The organism is Photobacterium piscicola (assembly GCF_900166965.1).
GTDB lineage: Bacteria > Pseudomonadota > Gammaproteobacteria > Enterobacterales > Vibrionaceae > Photobacterium > Photobacterium piscicola.
In genome coordinates this window covers 695,153-714,573 of the sequence record NZ_FUZI01000001.1, presented here as the reverse complement: position 1 = coordinate 714,573, position 19,421 = coordinate 695,153, and the positions used below count along the sequence as shown (strand labels likewise).

Annotated in this window: 19 protein-coding genes; 17 read left to right on the top strand and 2 right to left on the bottom strand. The window is 37.1% G+C overall.

The genetic code is table 11. The features are described 5' to 3' along the window. The first annotated feature begins 184 nt into the window (after positions 1-184). Both CZ809_RS03290 and viaA read left to right on the top strand, forming a co-directional pair. On the top strand, positions 185-1,840 hold the full coding sequence (locus tag CZ809_RS03290) for an ATPase RavA domain-containing protein (RefSeq protein WP_080155994.1): 1,656 nt from the start codon (positions 185-187) through the stop codon (positions 1,838-1,840). 60 nt (positions 1,841-1,900) lie between these two features. Then, entirely contained in the window at positions 1,901-3,358 is a 1,458-nt protein-coding gene (viaA, locus tag CZ809_RS03285; protein WP_080155993.1) for an ATPase RavA stimulator ViaA, read from the top strand. An 85-nt stretch (positions 3,359-3,443) separates the two neighbouring features. Here viaA and CZ809_RS03280 read toward each other — a convergent pair whose 3' ends face one another. After that, positions 3,444-4,577, bottom strand: a complete 1,134-nt coding sequence (locus CZ809_RS03280) for a transporter substrate-binding domain-containing protein (protein WP_144396142.1) — start codon at positions 4,575-4,577, stop codon at positions 3,444-3,446. A gap of 260 nt (positions 4,578-4,837) precedes the next feature. Between CZ809_RS03280 and rlmF the strand changes: the two genes are divergently transcribed. The 15 genes from rlmF (at position 4,838) to CZ809_RS03205 (ending at position 18,247) form a co-directional block, all read left to right on the top strand. Then, the gene (gene rlmF / locus CZ809_RS03275; protein WP_080155992.1) at positions 4,838-5,860 is read left to right on the top strand and encodes a 23S rRNA (adenine(1618)-N(6))-methyltransferase RlmF; all 1,023 of its coding nucleotides are present in this window, start codon (positions 4,838-4,840) and stop codon (positions 5,858-5,860) included. A gap of 259 nt (positions 5,861-6,119) precedes the next feature. Then, a complete protein-coding gene (locus CZ809_RS03270) occupies positions 6,120-7,214 on the top strand; it encodes a YdcF family protein (protein WP_080155991.1) in 1,095 nt (364 codons plus the stop codon). A gap of 166 nt (positions 7,215-7,380) precedes the next feature. Further along, the gene (locus CZ809_RS03265) at positions 7,381-7,926 is read left to right on the top strand and encodes a cytochrome b (protein ID WP_080155990.1); all 546 of its coding nucleotides are present in this window, start codon (positions 7,381-7,383) and stop codon (positions 7,924-7,926) included. Between the two features lie 51 nt (positions 7,927-7,977). After that, positions 7,978-8,565 (top strand): YceI family protein, encoded by a 588-nt coding sequence (locus CZ809_RS03260; protein WP_080155989.1) that lies wholly within the window; start codon positions 7,978-7,980, stop codon positions 8,563-8,565. A 198-nt stretch (positions 8,566-8,763) separates the two neighbouring features. Further along, a complete protein-coding gene (locus tag CZ809_RS03255) occupies positions 8,764-9,711 on the top strand; it encodes a YbgA family protein (protein ID WP_080155988.1) in 948 nt (315 codons plus the stop codon). Positions 9,712-9,757: 46 nt separating this feature from the next. Beyond that, positions 9,758-10,558, top strand: coding sequence for a MerR family transcriptional regulator (locus CZ809_RS03250; RefSeq protein ID WP_080155987.1), 801 nt, complete (start codon positions 9,758-9,760; stop codon positions 10,556-10,558). Between the two features lie 25 nt (positions 10,559-10,583). Further along, entirely contained in the window at positions 10,584-12,080 is a 1,497-nt protein-coding gene (gene phrB / locus CZ809_RS03245; protein WP_080155986.1) for a deoxyribodipyrimidine photo-lyase, read from the top strand. Between the two features lie 22 nt (positions 12,081-12,102). After that, the gene (locus tag CZ809_RS03240) at positions 12,103-12,540 is read left to right on the top strand and encodes a nuclear transport factor 2 family protein (RefSeq protein ID WP_080155985.1); all 438 of its coding nucleotides are present in this window, start codon (positions 12,103-12,105) and stop codon (positions 12,538-12,540) included. Continuing rightward, positions 12,537-13,283 carry an SDR family NAD(P)-dependent oxidoreductase gene (locus CZ809_RS03235; protein WP_080155984.1) on the top strand — a complete coding sequence of 249 codons (747 nt, stop codon included), beginning with the start codon at positions 12,537-12,539 and terminating at the stop codon, positions 13,281-13,283. Before CZ809_RS03240 ends, CZ809_RS03235 begins: the two co-directional genes overlap by 4 nt. Continuing rightward, the gene (locus CZ809_RS03230; RefSeq protein WP_080155983.1) at positions 13,280-14,554 is read left to right on the top strand and encodes an NAD(P)/FAD-dependent oxidoreductase; all 1,275 of its coding nucleotides are present in this window, start codon (positions 13,280-13,282) and stop codon (positions 14,552-14,554) included. The genes CZ809_RS03235 and CZ809_RS03230 overlap by 4 nt, the downstream gene beginning before the upstream one ends. Further along, on the top strand, positions 14,547-15,377 hold the full coding sequence (locus CZ809_RS03225) for a DUF1365 domain-containing protein (protein ID WP_144396141.1): 831 nt from the start codon (positions 14,547-14,549) through the stop codon (positions 15,375-15,377). Before CZ809_RS03230 ends, CZ809_RS03225 begins: the two co-directional genes overlap by 8 nt. Positions 15,378-15,391: 14 nt before the next feature. Then, positions 15,392-16,630 carry an SAM-dependent methyltransferase gene (locus CZ809_RS03220; protein ID WP_080155981.1) on the top strand — a complete coding sequence of 413 codons (1,239 nt, stop codon included), beginning with the start codon at positions 15,392-15,394 and terminating at the stop codon, positions 16,628-16,630. After that, entirely contained in the window at positions 16,630-17,145 is a 516-nt protein-coding gene (locus CZ809_RS03215) for a DUF2878 family protein (RefSeq protein ID WP_080155980.1), read from the top strand. The genes CZ809_RS03220 and CZ809_RS03215 overlap by 1 nt, the downstream gene beginning before the upstream one ends. Then, complete coding sequence (locus CZ809_RS03210) at positions 17,142-17,639, top strand: chalcone isomerase family protein (RefSeq protein WP_235865767.1); 498 nt, start codon at positions 17,142-17,144, stop codon at positions 17,637-17,639. The genes CZ809_RS03215 and CZ809_RS03210 overlap by 4 nt, the downstream gene beginning before the upstream one ends. Positions 17,640-17,692: 53 nt before the next feature. Next, positions 17,693-18,247: a DUF3833 domain-containing protein gene (locus CZ809_RS03205; RefSeq protein WP_080155979.1), complete on the top strand. Its 555-nt coding sequence runs from the start codon at positions 17,693-17,695 to the stop codon at positions 18,245-18,247. 96 nt (positions 18,248-18,343) lie between these two features. Here the strand turns inward: CZ809_RS03205 and CZ809_RS03200 are convergent, their stop codons facing one another. Beyond that, the gene (locus CZ809_RS03200) at positions 18,344-19,342 is read right to left on the bottom strand and encodes a sensor domain-containing diguanylate cyclase (protein WP_080155978.1); all 999 of its coding nucleotides are present in this window, start codon (positions 19,340-19,342) and stop codon (positions 18,344-18,346) included. Positions 19,343-19,421: the final 79 nt, after the last annotated feature.

Here is a 19,421-nt window from a genome sequence, read left to right as displayed (position 1 = left end):
ATGTTCGTTTTATAGCTTGTTTTTAACATGACACCTTATTGTTAAAAGTTCGTATAAGATGTATCAGCGCACAAAATCATGCTATAACGGTAAAGAGACAACAACGTAGAGGTGTGGTTTTCAGCCATTAAACACTGTTTACGGTACACCATGTAGGGTAAGAAAAGAATTCAAGGTTGGATATATGCTTACAGTAGCAACAGCAGCACCGAATAAAGCCATTTTATCAGAACGCATTCAAAAGCTGATCAGTGGGCTTTCTAATGGTGTTTATGAACGTGAAGAAACCATCAAATTATGTCTATTAGCCGCGCTAGCTGGCGAAAGTGTGTTCCTGTTAGGCCCTCCTGGTATTGCAAAGAGCTTAATTGCAAAACGATTAATTCAAGCGTTTGATGACAGTAAATTTTTCGATTATTTAATGACACGTTTTTCAACGCCTGAAGAAGTATTTGGACCATTATCTATTCAGGAATTAAAAGATAATGGTAAGTATGTGCGTTTAATTGATGGCTACTTACCGACAGCTCAAGTGGTTTTTCTCGATGAAATCTGGAAAGCGGGACCTGCTATTCTTAATACTTTATTAACCGTAGTGAATGAACGAACATTTAAAAATGGTCAGGATATTTTACCAATACCTATGCGATTGTTGATTACTGCATCAAACGAATTACCCGATGCAGACAGTGGTTTAGACGCGTTATATGACCGTATGTTAGTACGCGTGTTTGTTAACCGAATTCAAGAAAAACGCAATTTCAAATCAATGCTTATGGGTGATGGTGCAACGCTAACAGCGATTGATCCATCATTAACTATCAAAGATGATGAATACCATAGCTGGCAAGCACATATTGAGGATGTGACATTAACTGATCCCCTTTTTGAAAAAATTTATCAGTTAAAATCAATGATAGAAGCGCATTCTGGTGAAAGTATTGAACAAACAACGGATAGTGAGCTTTATATTTCTGATCGCCGCTGGAAAAAATCAGTACGTTTATTAAAAGCGAGTGCATTTTTTAACGGCCGTGACCATATCAATCCGTTAGATTTGTTGCTATTGCAAGATTGCTTATGGCATAGCCCTGAATCACGTAATGTGATTGTGAGTATTATGAAAGAATTTGCGACTAAACATGCTTTTAATCAACAAGATGCTATTGCTGATGCCAAAGAAGCTCATGTGATTATTGATAATATTAACCAAGATATCTGCACCCAATTAGTCGTTAGCTTTACGCGTGAAAGTACGATGCGTAAAGAATGGTTTAAATATAATTTTGCAACAGCAACGCGATTTAATATCAATAACAATCCTCGTATGATTAAGTTAGTAATGTTACAACCTAATACTTCGGTATCAGAGCAAGAATTGGGTGATAGTCGTTGGGTGTATGTTGATGGGGATGAGTTTGATAAAAAAATTCGCACAGGAAAATGTGATATTTATGGCTTTGTAAATAAAAATACCCATTTATGTCGACTACAGTTTGAGATAGACGCTGAAAATCAATTAGTCATTAAAGACATTGCTAATCGTCCGGTTCTTGTTGGTATTACTGGTAATAAAGGCTTAACAAGCTCACAACAGCAACAATGGCAACAATTGGTTGATCAAGCAATGGCTAAGATTACGGACTCTGAGCATAATGTGATTAAAGCGCGGACGTTGTTCCATGGTGCATTACCGCATAATTTTATCAGCGGCGATTTTCCAACATTAATAGAACAAAGCCTTAATGACTGTGTTGATAAAGTAGCTGAATTGAAATTAACGGCCGAAAAGAGTGCCTTTAGAATTACTCACATGGATGATTATTTTTCACAACAATGATTGTTAATTTAAAAACAACTTTTTATGAGTGATGAAAAATAAAGTAAAGGATAGATGCTTATGCCAGTATCTGAAGGGTTAAATTTTGCTTTGATGCTTGCAGAGTCAGGTATTATTGATACTGCTGTCCATGAAGTTATGGTTAGGCCACAACTTCTTATGGCAGCAGAAGCAAGCCCTGGTGTCAAAACGGCGATGAAAAATCAGATCATGAAGTGGCGTGGCCAAATGATTCGAAAAACTGCTAAAGGCACGGTTGTCGAACAATTCAGTGATGAGATTAATTTATACCAACAAGTCTGCACATGGAATAAAGAGTATTTTTTTGCCCACTCAGAGCAAATTGTTAAGCAATTAGAAGGGCAATCCGCTTTTTATTTCAAAGCGAAAAGCTTACTTGCAACAGAAAAAAGTAAACATAACCCCATGTTTCAACGTTTCTTTTGTGATAAATGGTATGACTATTTAGCTCATGCATTGCGAGAAGCGCAAGAGTCTGAAGTTGAAGAGCAAAAAGATCAGTTATTAAAAGATTTGTATCAACGTATTGAAACCATGAAAAAAATGGCGACAGTAACCGATGCTGGTGATGTCAGTAAAGCTGGACGTTTGTGGGATATGGCACAAGCGAAGCTGACTAAAACTGATGTTGATGTGATGAAGAAAATTGCTGCATTCTTAAAAAAGAATAATGGCCTTCAAGAAATAGCTGAAAAATTAGGTCGTATGGCCAGTGAAGTTGATGATCCTAATAAAGAACGGGTGAAATCAGAACAAATGAAGCTGGTGGAAGAAATAAGTGACAATGTCACCGATGATATTGTTGGCATCCATGAAAGTGATGATTTGACCAAGCTATTACCGAATGAAGCGATGTTTTTAGCTTACCCTGAGCTTGAAGTGATTTTTTATAAGCACTTAGCGGATAAACGGTTAATGAATTATCGCATGCAGGGGACTCAACGTAAGCTGCGAAAAGTAAAAGCTTTTAAACGACAAACCAAGCAGGTTGATCAACCTAAAGGTCCTTTTATTGTTTGCATTGATGCATCAGGTTCGATGTCGGGTTATCCAGAAAACTGCGCTAAAGCATTGGCTTATGGTTTGATGCAAATAGCCCTTGTTGAAGAGCGTGATTGCTTTGTCATTATGTTTTCAACACAACAGATCACTTACGAACTGACAAAACAAGATGGTTTACATGAAGTAGTTAACTTTTTATCGTATTCCTTTCATGGTGGTACAGATTTAGGACCAGTACTTGATCAATCAATTGATCTGATGGCGGCGGGTAAATATAAAAACGCTGATTTAGTCGTATTATCTGACTTTATTGCACCAAGCCAACCTGAAGTAATGCAATCGCGAGTTCAGAAGTTAAAGCAGCAGAAAAACCGTTTTCATGCTGTGAATTTATCGAAATATGGCAATCCTGAGTTATTAGAATTGTTTGATCATTGTTGGTCTTATCATCCATCAACATTAAGCCAACTTGGACGCTTATTTAAACGGCGTTAAGTGTGTCTCTAATTTGTTATAGATAAAACAAGGAGTACATTAGTACTCCTTTTTGTTGTTACTGTTTAAATAACTATATGTCGTATTATTTGATCTTAAAATATTCGATCAACGTTTTTTTCCATTGATTACTTTTTCTAAATTGTAGTAGCTCTCGATTAATTTCTTCATCATAAGGGCTATTTTCACCGAGTACGATTCCGTAATTTTGTTTCTCAAATTGGTATGGAAGTACTTGTAATTGTTCAAATACTCCTTTGCTTTGCGCTTTTTTAATTTGATATCTTAAAATAGCATCATCATAAACAATGGCATTCACTTCACCATTATTTAGCGCGCTTAACATGTCAGATACGGTTGGATAGGTTTTGTGAATAATACTATGGTTAGTTAAGAATTCTGATGAGGTAGATGATTCTTTTGCTCCTGTTAGAACATTATCTAAATCATTTGGGCCTTTAATATCATTATTGATTAAGCCTAACGTAAATGAACTTGCGAGCACGGCTGTAATACTAGCAATAAATAGGGTAGTAAAAACGGCAAGTAATACTGTGACCACACGTCCGGTTAATGTTTTAAATTCGTAATAATTAAACGGGCCCTTAGTGATAAATAATAACCCAAGTATAAATCCTTCGACTAACCGTGCTGAACGTGATTGCATTGAATAAAGTTTGTCATTTACACGGTGTTCAAGTAAATAATAAATACCACCTACGGTTGAAGCGGCAATCGCAACAATGGCTAATATCTGCAATAGTTTTTTATTAAAAATAATGCCAGTGAATGTTTCCCAGTGGCTTTTTTGTTTTACAGCTATGGCTAGATTAGTTTCATAAAAAGAGTGAGAGAAATCCAATAACTCTTCACGCTCTGGCGTAATAGAGATACAAGATAAACCGACATCGAGTTTGCCACTGGCAACGGCTTCTAATAATTCCTTGAGTGGTAGCTCTTTAACACGGTATTTTAAATTAAGATTGGTTGCTATATTGTCCCATAATAAAAACGTTAGCCCTTGATAATCATCGGGTTTATCAATCATAACAAAAGGTGGGCAAGAATAAGTACCCACGAGTAATGTTTTATCATTAATTGATTCTTCAGCTTGTATTTTTGGTGAAGATAATAGTGTCAAAACACCCATAGCTGATATGAATAATAAGGCGTGTAAATATGAGTAATATAGCTGAGATGATGGAGTCGTCATTGTCATAGCATCATTCCTAGCAAACAGGTGATTGTTAAGTATACGTATTTAATAATAGTTATAATCTTAGTTATTGTTAATTTGAATTAATGGGTTGTGTTTGTTATCAATAGGTTAATGGTAATGTTAATCCTATTAATAACAAAAGGTGTTGTATATATGTTTGTGTTTTTTTTGTGCATTTGATCATTAATATACTAAGGCTATTGAGCTTTAACATGTACAATGCACCGCTTAATTATATTTGATTCCTGCGAGTAGCAAAGATGACCCAAAAGAAAGCCGCACAGCCTAAACAAGGCCTACATCCACGTAACCCACACCGTGCGCGTTATGACTTTGCGACATTAACTCAAGCAACGCCTGAGTTAGCGCAATATGTTAGTGAAAATGCTTATGGCGATCTTTCCGTAAATTTCTCTGATCCTCTCGCAGTAAAAACATTGAATAAAGCGTTATTAAAGCATTTTTATCATGTTGACTACTGGGATATTCCTGCGGGCTTTTTGTGCCCACCGATCCCTGGTCGTGCTGATTATATTCATTACATTGCCGATTTATTGGCACAATCTAATGGTGGTGCCGTACCACAAGGTAAAGGTGTTCGCGGTTTAGATATCGGTATCGGCGCAAACTGTGTTTATCCTATTATTGGCCATCGTGTGTATGGTTGGCAGTTTGTTGGTTCTGAGATTGATAAGTTAGCCGTTAAGTCAGCTAAATTTATTGCGGCAAATAATAAGAGCTTAAAGGGCGCTATTCAGATCCGTCTTCAAGATAATATTGATAATATCTTTACTGATATGATCAACGATGAAGAAGTGTTTGATTTTACAATGTGTAACCCACCGTTCCACGGTTCAGAAGCGGAAGCGATGGCTGGATCTGAGCGCAAAGTGCGTAACCTTGCGACTAACTCAAATAAAAAGCGTCAAGCCCATGGTCGTAGTAATAAGCTTTCGGCATTTAATGCGAAATCTGAGTCAACAACGCCAGTGCTTAACTTTGGTGGTCAAAAGGCTGAATTGTGGTGTACAGGTGGCGAAGTTGGTTTTATTAAAAAGATGATCAACCAAAGTGCAACCAAAGCGACACAATGTTTCTGGTTTACAACACTTGTTTCTAAGAAAGAAAACCTTGGTGTGCTTTATAAGCAACTTGAAAAAGTAAGCGCATTCCAAGTGAAAACCATTGAAATGTCACAAGGTCAGAAAATCTCGCGTGTTGTTGCATGGACGTTCTTAAATGAAGAACAACAAGCAGAGTGGCAAGCAGAACGCTGGGCATAACGTTTCTGTAATATATATTCGTATTGATAATAAGCGACCTTGATGGTCGCTTTTTTTATGGCTGTTTAAGTCAAAGCTTAATATTGAATGTGATTAAATGACGTTGCTTAGTCTATATTTTAATTATATGGCGTAATGTTGATATTGGTTCATACTTTGTAAAGATATATAAAATAGACAAAAGAAACACGATGTTATGCACAAAAAAGCAACCTTATAGAACATAAAATACGTTTTTTGTTTTACAGTTGGATTTATTATGAAACGCACATTCTTAACTCTTTCTTTGGTCGCTATCCTTTCTAGCTCTTTTTATTCAGCGCCAAGCATGGCTGTATTAGATGCGGTTCAACCACAGACTAATTTCACCGAAATGACCTCTCAACGTCAGGTGGTTGATCAATTACTGAATGATGCTTACCAAATATTTAAAAATCCAGCCCGTATTTCTCATGCTGGCTTTACGGCAAAAATGCCAAGCAATGTAGAGATGATCACGAACAATTTACTTGATGCTTATAAACTTGAACCTTATCGTGTTGATTTATTATTTTCTGCGGCTAATGCTCAGATTTATAACAGTAATGTTGACCGGGCTATTGAACTGTTTACTCAAATATTAGATGTAGCACCTGATGATGTTGATGCGCATTCATATCTTGTTATTTGGCAAAATTTTAAAGGTAATAAAAGCGAAGTAACCAAACATTTAAATGCGTTAGAACAGCTAAATAATGGGCGTGTTGCTGATTTGAAAAAAATCATGTCTACCATTGATAGAATCGTTGCGACGCCATTAAGTAATAAAATTAAAAAACCAGCGAAAGGCAATAATGCTATTATTACTTTGGGTTATGCTTTAAATCATGATGGTAGTATGAATGAAATCTTAATTGATAGATTAAATGCAACGCTCGCGATGGCGAAAAGCGATCCTAATACTTACATCATAGTGACTGGTGGCGTACCTAAGAATCACAAGACTGAAGGTAAGTTGATGGCTGATTGGCTGGTAAAAAATGGGATAAAAAAATCTCGTATTATTGAAGATAATTACGCGAGAAGTACGGTGGAAAACGCACTATACAGCAGTTATGCCTTAGCTCGTCATGATATTGATCATGCAACAATTATTAGTTCTGCAAGTCATGTTCGTCGAGGACAAGCTTTATTTGAAGTGGCGAGCTGGCAAACGGGCCCTAAAGGGATTTTATTTGATACCTATGCTGCTAACGATCGTCCATTAGAAGAACTTAAAGTTCCAACTGATGGTGAGTTGTTAGGGATCTATCGTGATGCTTTACGTGTTTATGGAATGTGGAGTTATCGTTCATATCCTTTAGAGCAAAGATAATATTAGTGAGTTTCTATGTAGTAAATTAAAGCGATCTTGATGATCGCTTTTTTTTACTCAAATAAAAATAACGATAAAAAACGCATAGAACGGTTTAATTTGGTTATTATTTAAGCAAGGATTTGATCGCGTATTTAGCATTTTGATTTGGAGAGAGTAGATAGTCGTGAAAAGTGGACCGCATAAGAACTGGCATCCCGTTATTATATGGCTTCATTGGCTCGTTGCATTAACCGTAATGGGGTTATTTGCTCTTGGCTGGTGGATGGTCGAATTAAATTATTATCATGCTTGGTATAAAACAGCACCAGACACACATAAGAGTATTGGTTTGATCTTACTATTTTTTGTAGGGATTAGGCTGATATTTAGAATGTTAACGGCTTCACCTGTGGCTATTTCAACCCATGCAAAATGGGAGAAATGGCTTGCAAAATACACACACTGGGCACTGTATGGTGTGTTAATGATAGTGATGCTTAGTGGGTATCTGATTTCAACCGCAGATGGACGTGCTATTAGTGTTTTTGGTTTGTTTGATATGCCTGCAACGTTAACAAACATTAAAAATCAAGAAGATATCGCAGGTGTTATTCATTGGTATGGCGCTTGTATTTTGATTGGTTTAACACTATTGCATGCTATTGGTGCGATAAAACATCATTTTTTAGATAAAGATGACACATTAAAGCGCATGCTAGGTAAAGCTTAACAATAATGGATTTATTTGATTAGACATATCACAACATAAATGGAGATTATGATGAAAAAATGCCTTTTAACCTCTTTGATTTCTGTAACATTATTGGCCGCGGCATGTGTATCTTCTGTCGCTTTAGCTGACGATTATAAAATAGATACTTCTGGCTCTCACGCTTCTATTCAATTTCGAATTCAGCATCTAGGATACAGCTGGTTAGTGGGGCGCTTTAATACATTTGATGGCCAGTTTAGTTATGATGAAAATCAACCTGAAGCATCAAAAGTGACAGTCAATATTGAAACAGCAAGTGTAGATTCAAACCATGCAGAGCGTGATAAGCATCTGCGTAGCAAAGATTTTTTAAATGTAGATAAGTTTCCTCAGGCGAATTTTGTCAGTCGCTCTTTTAAAGACCTCGGTAATGGTAAAGCTACTATGATAGGAGATTTAACCTTAAATGGAGTGACAAAACCTGTCACGATTGATGTTAAGAATATTGGTGCTGGTAATGATCCATGGGGCGGCTATCGCCGAGGTTTTGTTGGTACAACAATGATTGCGTTGAAAGATTATAATATTGAAACAGATTTAGGTCCCGCGTCTACGATAGTTGAATTAGAGTTAAATGTTGAGGGGATTCGTCTTTAGCCAATGAGTAAAAAACAATACATGATGAAACGGCCTGATGGTCGTTTTTTTATGGCTGTAATTTAGAGTTATTGTTTACTAATACTTTTGTCATTTAGTTGTACAACAAAAAAAGTTGTACAACCAATTTATTTTGGCTACATTAACTATACAACTTTTAACATTTGTACAACTTTGTTGTACTGGTTTGGAGGCAATATGGGAATTCCTGTTGGTATTAGTGCTTGTGTATTGGGACAAAAAGTACGGTTCGATGGTGGGCATAAGCGTAACCGTTTTGCTGACGAAGAATTGAGTGAATATTTTGACTTTAAGCCAGTGTGTCCAGAGGTTGGTATTGGAATGACCGTTCCACGACCTACGATTCGTTTACAAGATAACGGTGATCGTATTGCTTTGGTTGGTACTAAAGATCATACCCTTGATTATACAGATGATATGGTTGCATTTGCAGATAATCAAATCCCCAGCTTTAACGATTTACGCGGTTATATTGTTTGTGCTAAATCACCAACCTGTGGTATGGAGCGAGTGAAATTATATCTAGATAATGGTAATTCAATCCCAGGGGGAGCCGTCGGTATTTTTACCCAGCGGTTGATGGATAAAATGCCGTGGTTACCGATTGAAGAAGATGGTCGTTTACAAGACCCTGTATTACGTGAAAATTTCATCTTCCGTATTTACGCGCTTGATGATTTATACCGTTCTATTGCAGGGGGAATAACACGCGATAATATTATTAAATTTCATTCTCGCTATAAATTGTGTTTGATGGCGCATGATCCACAATCTTATCGCGTATTAGGCCCTTTTGTTTCTGATATTCATAAGTGGGATGACTTGAATGCTTTTTTTGTTGAATACCGCCAACGCTTAATGGATGCATTAAAAAATAGAGCTAGCCGTAAAAATAACACCAATGTATTAATGCATATTCAGGGGTATTTTAAGCGTGATCTTGATAAACCTCAAAAAGCCGAATTGCGTGATGTCATTATGCGCTATCGAGAAGGGCTTTTACCATTAATTGCGCCATTAACTCTGATTAACCACCACCTAACGGTTTATCCTGATAGTTATCTCGCTGATCAAGCATATTTAGATCTTTATCCTGAAAGTTTGAAGTTACGTTATGCATTGTAAAATCAGTAGGTATTAGTGACAGTTGTAATTATTTTTAAGAGGTTTTATGGGTGATCTTACTGAAGATACTAAATTATTTACAATCAGTGAGGTTTCTGATGTTACAGGGGTTAACGCTGTAACATTAAGAGCATGGCAACGTCGTTATGGTCTTTTGGTCCCTCAGCGTACCTCTCAAGGTCACCGTTTATACACTGAAAGCGATATAAGTAAAATTAAATTGATCCTTAATTGGTTAGCTAAAGGGGTTTCTATTGGAAAAGTGAAACCCTTGTTAGCTGGCGATGCTGATCCAATATTAGAGCGACAGCAAGTATTAGACATTACGGACGATATTATTGCCGCAGTACAAGCATTAAATGGGTTTAAATTAGAACGTTTAATTAATGAAGCGTTAAAAATTTATCCCTATGAGGTGATTCAACAGCGCTTATTACCCGAGGTGAGTGCTGTTATTGAGCATCAAGATAATCCTTTATATTCAATACAAAAAAGTTTGTGGATATCTGTTTTAACTGTCTGTTTTATTAATGTTATTACCAAAATAAACAATGAAAAGAAACTAACGTGCTTATTGATTAGTTTTGATAAATGCAACAGTTATAAGATTTGGCAACAAGGACTAGCATGGTGCTATAAAGGTGACGGTGTCACTATTATGCCAAATTTATCAGGACGATTAACGGGTCTCTCTGCGTGTATACGTGAACGTAATATCGTTAATCTTGTGGTCGTGGGCGAGACTAAACTCAGTCGACGTCAACTGGCTGATATTGACATGGTGCAACAAGAAACAGGCGTGAAGCTGTATTTTGTTGGCAGTATAAAAATAATTCACGGACTGTAATAGCACATGCCATAGGGATAATAGAATGAATACTGAGCCTCAATTATCAACAATAACGGGTCATGCATTAGTATGGCTGCGGGCTGATTTACGAGTTACGGATAACACCGCTTTAAATCGGGCCATAGCGTCTGGTTTACCTATTATTGCAGTTTATATTGCAACCCCAATGCAGTGGTATCAACATTATGTTTCAGGACGGCAAATTGATTTAATTGAGCGCAGATTGCAAGTTGTTAAGCAACAGTTTAATGATATCAATATTCCATTATTAATCCTTGAAGGGGATGATTTTTCTGCGGCAACTGACATTATTCTTAACTTGTGTCAGCAATACCAAATTAATGCAGTGTATTGTAATCGCCAGTATGGTTGGAATGAAAAACAACGAGATCGTGCGGTAGAGCATGCTTTATTAATGCAAAATAAACAGTGGTATTGCAGTGATGATTTTTGTGTCTTACCTCCAGGTAGCGTGGTTACGAAACAACAACAAATGTATAAGGTTTTTACACCATACCGAAACGCATGGTTAACACAGTTTTTAATGCATAATTATCAGCCCGTTACTAATAGTGACACCGTAACCCCTAGTGCGCAATGTGCTGATCTTCTTGCGGGCAATATTGACGCTAACTGTAATCTTCAAACCTTTAATTACCTCAAACAAGACAGTGTCTTATGGCCGGTTGATGAAGGAACTATTCAACAACGATTACAGATGTTTTGTGAAACTAAAGCTGAATATTATCAGCAACAACGTGACTTTCCTGCCATTGATGGTACCAGTTGTTTATCTCCTTATTTGGCCATTGGTGCTTTGTCTGCCCGTCAGTGTTTAGCTGCTTTACTACAAACTTTACCGCAATGTGTTGAAATAAATAAAGATAACGGTGCTTTTGTCTGGTTAAGTGAAGTGGTGTGGCGTGAGTTTTACAATCACTTGCTTGATAGTGATGAACGTTTAAGTAAAAACCAACCTTTTCAGTTATATACAGATAATGTGCAATGGTTAGAAAATAGCGATCATGTTCATGCTTGGCAACAAGGACAAACCGGATTTCCGTTGGTGGATGCAGCAATGCGACAACTGGCAACAACAGGTTGGATGCATAATCGATTACGGATGATCACCGCAAGCTTTTTAACTAAAGATATGTTGTGTGATTGGCGCATTGGTGAACAGTGGTTTATGCAGCAGCTGATTGATGGTGAATTAGCCTCAAATAATGGCGGCTGGCAATGGGCTGCATCAACGGGAACTGATGCTCAACCGTATTTTCGAGTCTTTAATCCCACCACGCAAAGTGAACGGTTTGATCCCAAAGGGGAGTTTATTCGTCAATGGATCCCCGAACTTGAATCTGTTCCTGATAAATATATCCATGCACCATCATTATGGTCTGGTTTTGGTTGTGTGAATTATCCGTTGCCGATTGTTGATCATAAACAAATGCGGTTGTTAGCGATTGAGAGTTATAAGCAAGCTAAAACTGAGTATGACAACCAGCGTGAGGCATAAATAGAATAATAAGGACATTATTATGGTTACAACCAATAATACAGTAATTAATAGGTTTATTGAGGTTTATTGTCAGCTTAATAAAGACAATTTATTACTGCTCAATGATGTCTATCACTCAGAGATTGTATTTGAAGATCCTGCCCACCATGTTGTTGGTATTGACGCATTGCAGCATTATTTTACCACGCTTTACAGCAATATTAATTATTGTAATTTTACTATAAATCAAGCGGTTGTTGATGGCGATTGTGCGTTTTTACAATGGACAATGATTTTTTCTCATCCAAAGTTACAGCAAGGGAAGCAACGCACCTTAGACGGTTGTACTCAGCTAACCATTAAACAGCAACAGATCATTTATCATCGTGATTTTTTTGATTTAGGGGCGATGCTATATGAAGGGCTACCTGTTATTGGTTATGTCATTACGTCTATTAAAACGAGGTTAGGCCAATGAAACAGGTACTTATTACCGGTGCAAGCTCAGGCATTGGTCAGCAGTTAGCAACAGATTATGCGAATAGTGGTTGGCATGTTTATGCTTGTGGTCAAAATCAACGACGACTTGAACAATTAGTCACTAACCTTGATGCAACCTCGATAGGAAAAATAACCCCGTTAGTTTTTGATGTCACCAATCTTGAGCAAACAAGGCAAGTTTTAGCCGAAATTGAAACATTACCTGATTACATTATTTTAAATGCTGGCACTTGTGAATATATCGATAATGGTGTGATTGAGAGTGATGTATTTAAGCGTGTATTTGAGGTCAATTTTTTTGGCATTATTCACTGTTTAGATGCAATGCAATCTCGATTTACCGCTACAACACATTTGGTCTTTATTAGTTCATCTGCTGCTTATACCGCTTTACCCCGTGCTGAAGCTTATGGCGCTTCAAAAGCAGCTCTATCTTACTTAGCTAATGGATTAGCGATAGATTTAAAAGACAAGGTTAAGACGGTTACTTTGGTTAACCCAGGATTTGTTGCAACACCGCTTACCAATAAAAATGACTTTCCAATGCCGATGATTGTTAGCTGTGAATATGCATCCCTTAAGATACGTCAAGGTATTGAGAAGCAACAAGCAGAAATACATTTTCCGATAAAATTCACCTTATTACTGAAAGCGATTGCTTTATTTCCTGTTGCTTTACAGCGAATTATTATTCAACGGATGACAAGGAATGCGTCATGAAAATAGCAATTATAGGATCCGGGATTTCAGGGTTAACTTCAGCATGGTATTTACGCCATCAACATAGTATTACGTTATTTGAAGCCAATGATTATGCTGGTGGGCATACAGCAACAGTAGATGTTGAGGTTGCGAGTGGTCGATACGCCATTGATACGGGGTTTATTGTTTTTAACGATCGTACATACCCTAATTTTGAACAGTTATTAACAGAGCTTGATATTGAAAGACAAGCCAGTGAAATGAGTTTTAGTGTTCATAATGAAAATAATGGCTTGGAATATAATGGTCATGGGTTGAGTTCACTGTTTGCTCAGAAAAAGAATCTATTTAAACCACAGTTTTTTCACTTCTTATATGAAATCACTAAATTTAATCGCTTGGCAAAACAAACGGCTTATGAAGATATTGAGCAACAGCAAACGTTAGGTGATTTTTTACAACAGCATGGTTTGAGTGATTATTTTACGGAGAATTATATTTTACCGATGGGCGCTGCAATTTGGTCATCATCATTGGCCGATATGCGCAATATACCATTAGGTTTTTTTCTGCGTTTTTTCTTAAATCATGGCTTACTTGATATTGTTAATCGTCCACAGTGGTATGTCATTCCTGGTGGCTCACGTGAATATGTGCAACGAATATTGTTAGAAATTGGCTCCTGCGTTCGATTAAATTCTCCTGTACAGCAGGTGAGTCGTATTAATGAGCAAATTCACATCACCGTTAATAACAGTGTGGACGTTTTTGATCATGTTATTTTTGCATGCCATAGCGATCAAGCATTAGCACTGTTAGCTGATAGTACTGTAAATGAACAACAGGTGTTATCAGCCATGGCGTATCAAGATAATGATGTTGTCTTACACACAGATGCCAGCATTTTACCTGATGCGAAAGCTGCATGGGCCTCATGGAATTATCATTTACCATTAACGGGTAATGGGTCACTCCACCAGCTTCCTGCCTTAACTTATAATATGAATATTCTACAAGGTATTGATGCTCCTGAAACATTTTGTGTCACGTTAAATCAAACGCAAGCTATCGATCCCAGTAAGATATTACGCCAATTTACTTATGCTCATCCGGTGTTTAATCTCAGTAGTATTAAAGCGCAACAACAACGGCATTTGATTAATGGTCTAGATAATACATGGTTCTGTGGTGCTTATTGGTATAACGGATTTCATGAAGATGGCGTTAAAAGTGCGTTAGATGTTATTGAGGCAATAACACATGCTGATGGTGTAAATGCGTATGAGTAAGGTTGTGCCTATTATCAATAGTGGCATTTATAGTGGCCATGTTAGGCATCGACGCTTTACGCCCGTATTGCACCGTTTTCGCTATTCAATGTTTATGGTGTATCTCGACGTTGATGAAATTGATACATTATGTGACAGGGTAACGTGTTTTGGGCGGTCATGGTTTCATTTTGCTCGTTTTCGTCGTCAAGACTATATTGGTGGCGCTGAAAATATTAACTTGTCAGTTGAGAATAAAATTTTTGAACTGACGGGTGAACGTATCAGTGGCAAGGTCAGCATGTTATGTCATCTACGTTATGGTGGATTGTATTTTAGTCCATTGAATATGTATTACGTTTTTGATCAACAAGGATGTTGGCAATATGTTCTCGCTGAAGTGAGTAATACACCTTGGAATCAACGTCATTATTATGCGATCCCCGCCAAGCAATATTGGCAACAAAAGCATTTTATTGATGACAAAGCGTTTCATGTCTCCCCGTTTAATCCTATGGATCAAGATTATGTTTGGCAGTTGGCCATCCCTGATAGCATTGTCAAGATTCACTTGGAGGTACATTCTAAAAAAGATAGCTTTCATCGGGAGGGTGAAAAAAGATTTGATGAAAATAGCAATCATAACGTTGAGGTTCCAACAAAAGTCTTTGATGCCACATTAGCGATGCAAAAGCAGCCATTTACGACTGCAATTTTACTACGGCATTTGTTCGTTACACCAATGATGACGATTAAAGTAGTGGTAGGGATATATTGGCAAGCCTTTAAATTGTGGCGTAAAGGGGCACCAATTTATGATCATCCTCATCATGACAATGAATAGTAAGGGAATAAACTATGCTTAGAAGTGAGTTAGAGCCGGCAACATCAACAGGTTTATTTAATCATGATCGGTCACGTCGATTAATTTTTACGATATTACGTCAGCTATCAGATGTTGGGTTAACATTGTCAGAACAAGGCGGAGATACCCATTTCTTTGGCGATAAGCAAGCAAGTTTGCAAGCGAGTATTACAGTCATACACCCTCATTTCTATAAACGTTTATTAACTGATGGCAGTATTGGCGCTGGTGAGGCGTATATTGATGGTTGGTGGGATAGTCCTGATTTAACCAATGTGGTGCGTATTCTGGCTCGCAATATGACGACGCTAGATAAAATAGAAGCTAAAGTTGGTTGGATAACTCGGTTAATTAAACAATTTCACCATTTTTCACGCAGAAACAGTCAAGATAATGCGAAAGATAACATTTCGGCGCACTACGATTTAGGTAATGATTTATATCGACATTTTCTTGATGACAGAATGCTATATTCCGCGGGTGTGTATTTAACTGCATCAGATACGCTTGCTCAGGCTCAAATTAATAAAATGGCAAGATTATGTGATCAACTACGGCTGACAGAGCATGATCATCTCTTAGAGATAGGCACGGGTTGGGGGGGAATGGCAATTTATGCGGCGCAGCATTATGGTTGCCATGTCACTACTACGACCATTTCTAAGGAACAATACCAATGGGCGCAAGAGAAAGTTAAACAAGCAGGTCTTGAGCATAAGATCACTTTATTATTGGAAGACTACCGTGATTTAACGGGTCAATATGACAAATTAGTGTCAATTGAAATGATTGAAGCCGTCGGTAAGCAGTACTTATCCACGTATATTAAGAAATGCCAATCATTACTTAAACCTAATGGTTTGTTTGCTATTCAAGCCATAACCATTGCTGATCAACGTTATAAAAGCTATAGCAAAGATGTTGATTTTATTCAAAAACATATCTTTCCCGGTGGGTTCCTGCCATCAATTAGTGTATTACAGTCACAATTAACATCACACAGTGATTTTGTAACACGTGATATTAAAGATATTGGTTTAGATTACGCGAAAACATTAGCTGATTGGCATGTCATGTTTAATAAAAACAGTGAAGTCTTACACCACTACGGTTATGACGAACGGTTTATGCGTATGTGGCGCTACTATTTCTGTTATTGCGAAGGGGGATTTCTGGAACGCAGTATCAGTACCATTCAGTTAGTTGCTAGTCGTCCTCTGTGGCGTGAATAATGAAATATCTTGCGATAGGCCTTGGATTTAATCTGTTTTGGTTACTCGCCGTATGGGGGCAATACCAGTATGTGACGCTATTGATGTCACTGCTTATTGGTTGTTGGTTATTCTATCGTCGCTGTTTTCCTTACGCGTTATTGGCAAGTGTTATTGGTATTGGTGGCGATTACATTCTGTTTCAATTAGGAGTGATGCAATTTCCTTTGCCTACTGATCCGTTGTTTGCACCTTTTGGCTATTTTATACCGTTATGGCTAATCTTATTATGGCTAGGGTTTACCTCAATGGTGTGGATTATGCGTGAGCAAGTTCAAAGGTTACCACTATGGGGCGTGATTATTGGCGGTAGTCTTGGTGGCGCTGTTAGTTATTGGACGGGATTAACATTAGGTGCGGTGATATGGCCTTATGGTGAACTTGTTACGTTTATCGGTATTGCACTTGTCTGGAGCATCTATAGTGGTTATTTACTGTGGTTATTACGGCGAATGAGCAACAGAGGATCAGTATGAAAAGTTCTTTAATGGCATTACTGTTGATGACGACTTTTTTCTGCTCATCAGTGCAGGCTTCAGCATGGTATACATGGCCGACGGTGGGGGAATCAACACTCAAATGGGGCTGGTGGCAGATATATATCGCCCAACTTAAAACCCCATCGGGTAAATATGTTGCAAGTGATCCAAATTTGGCTCTGATTATTCGTTATTTACGCGATATTGATAAAGAAGATCTTCTTATTGCAACAGATAAGCAATGGCAACATTTAGGTATTTCGTCACAACAACGACAGCAATGGCTTAATCAGTTAGCGCAACAATGGCCGAACGTAAAACAGGGCGATAGGTTAGTGTTTGTAAAAAATGCGACCGAGGGCCGTTTTTATCAAGCAGGAAAACCGCTCGGTAAACCACTGTCTACAGCATTAAGTAACGCTTTTATTGGAATTTGGTTATCAACCGACACTGCATACCCTAAGTTACGCTTGCAGCTCATTGGTCAGTAAGCCTAGGTTATATACACTGATTATTGACAATAGCAAGTTAAGAGGAACAGATTATGGCTTCTCATTCTATTTATCAGACCTCATACATCACCTTACAGTGGTTACTTGGATGCGTATTAGCATTGTTACTCAACGGGTGTACTGCCTCGATTGAAGATTACGAACATGCTGAACCTAAGTTTAATTTATTTCAGTTCTTTGAAGGACGGAGTCAAGCCTGGGGAATGGTGCAAGATTATAAAGGGCAGCAAGTACGCCGATTTAGTGTTGAACTCAATGGTGTGATTACTGGCAATAAACTGGTGCTTACTGAGGATTTTGTTTTTGATGATAAAGAAACCCAACAACGGGTATGGACGATTACGAAACAAGCCAATGGTCAGTATATTGGTACTGCTGATGATGTTGTCGGTGAAGCCGTTGGTTATGAGAAAGGGAATGCTTTACATTGGCAATATGTATTAGCGATGGATATTGACGGCACGACATACCATATTAACTTTGAAGATTGGATGTTCTATCAAGATAATAATCAGCTGTTTAATGTGGCTAAAATGAAAAAATGGGGGATCACTGTCGGTTCTGTGACATTGTTTTTTCAAAAATAATAACCCCCCTTATTTTATAAAAACGAAAAGAGAGACAATAAAATAATACGGATCTGGTGGTACTTTTAAATATGATAAATGAATGATTAAATATGACTAACATGGCCGTGACAAATGTTTGTTGCTATACATAGACATATCTGCATTATGAATTAGACTGTCAATGTTAGTGTTATTTATATTTTTTGAATGAATACAATATGAACCAATAGATGCCGTAATAGAAACACCATCTATTTCTATTTGTTGTAATTCAGATAAAACCTCTCTTTTTTTTATGTTGGCATCGACCAGAGTGCTTACTTCACTGTAAACAATAAATTCATCGCCCCCTAAACGAGCCACACCGGTTGTATCATTACTGATTTTCCGTAGCTTAGAAGCATATTTCTTGAGAATGCGATCACCAAAATGATGCCCATATTTATCATTGATCATCTTGAATTTGTTGATATCAAGATAGAAAATAATAAGGTATTCATTTTTCCGTTTTATATTGATAATAGCTTGATTTATTTGATGATAAAACGCACGACGGTTCCAAATGTTAGTCAAAAAATCATATGAAGCTAGATAATCAAGCTCTTGTTCTTTTATGTTTTTCTCTATTGAGATAGAACAAACGGTTGCTGCCATATCAAGCAATTCACATTCATTATCTGTCATTGAAGAATGATGAGGACAATGAGAATATATAATACCTAAAATTTTATTTTGTGATGATAAAATAGGTTGGCCGTAACAAAAATTAAAGTTATTAATAGTCTTAAGGCTGTAATATTCACGGTATTCATTAGTGCTAGTTATGTTTTCGGATATAATAAGTTTATTTTTTGCACAGATGTGTTCAAAATGTATTTGAGCCGGATTAACCATAAAACGTTCATTACAGATTGAATGGCTGTCTTTATTTATAAATGGGGTGAATTTTTTTTCATTATCATCATAAAGAAAGATCGATGTTTGACGACTATTAAAGGTTTCTTCTGTTAGTTCAATGACTTGAGATAGCATGTCTGCCAGCGATTTATCTACCGGTAAACGTTTCAGTATTTTGTTAAATGAACGATATGCTGTAATTAATTCAGCTGACACATTATATTCCTAATGGTATAGATAAAATTAATAATTAAAATCCCTTTATGAAACATACTATACTAATTATTATGAATAA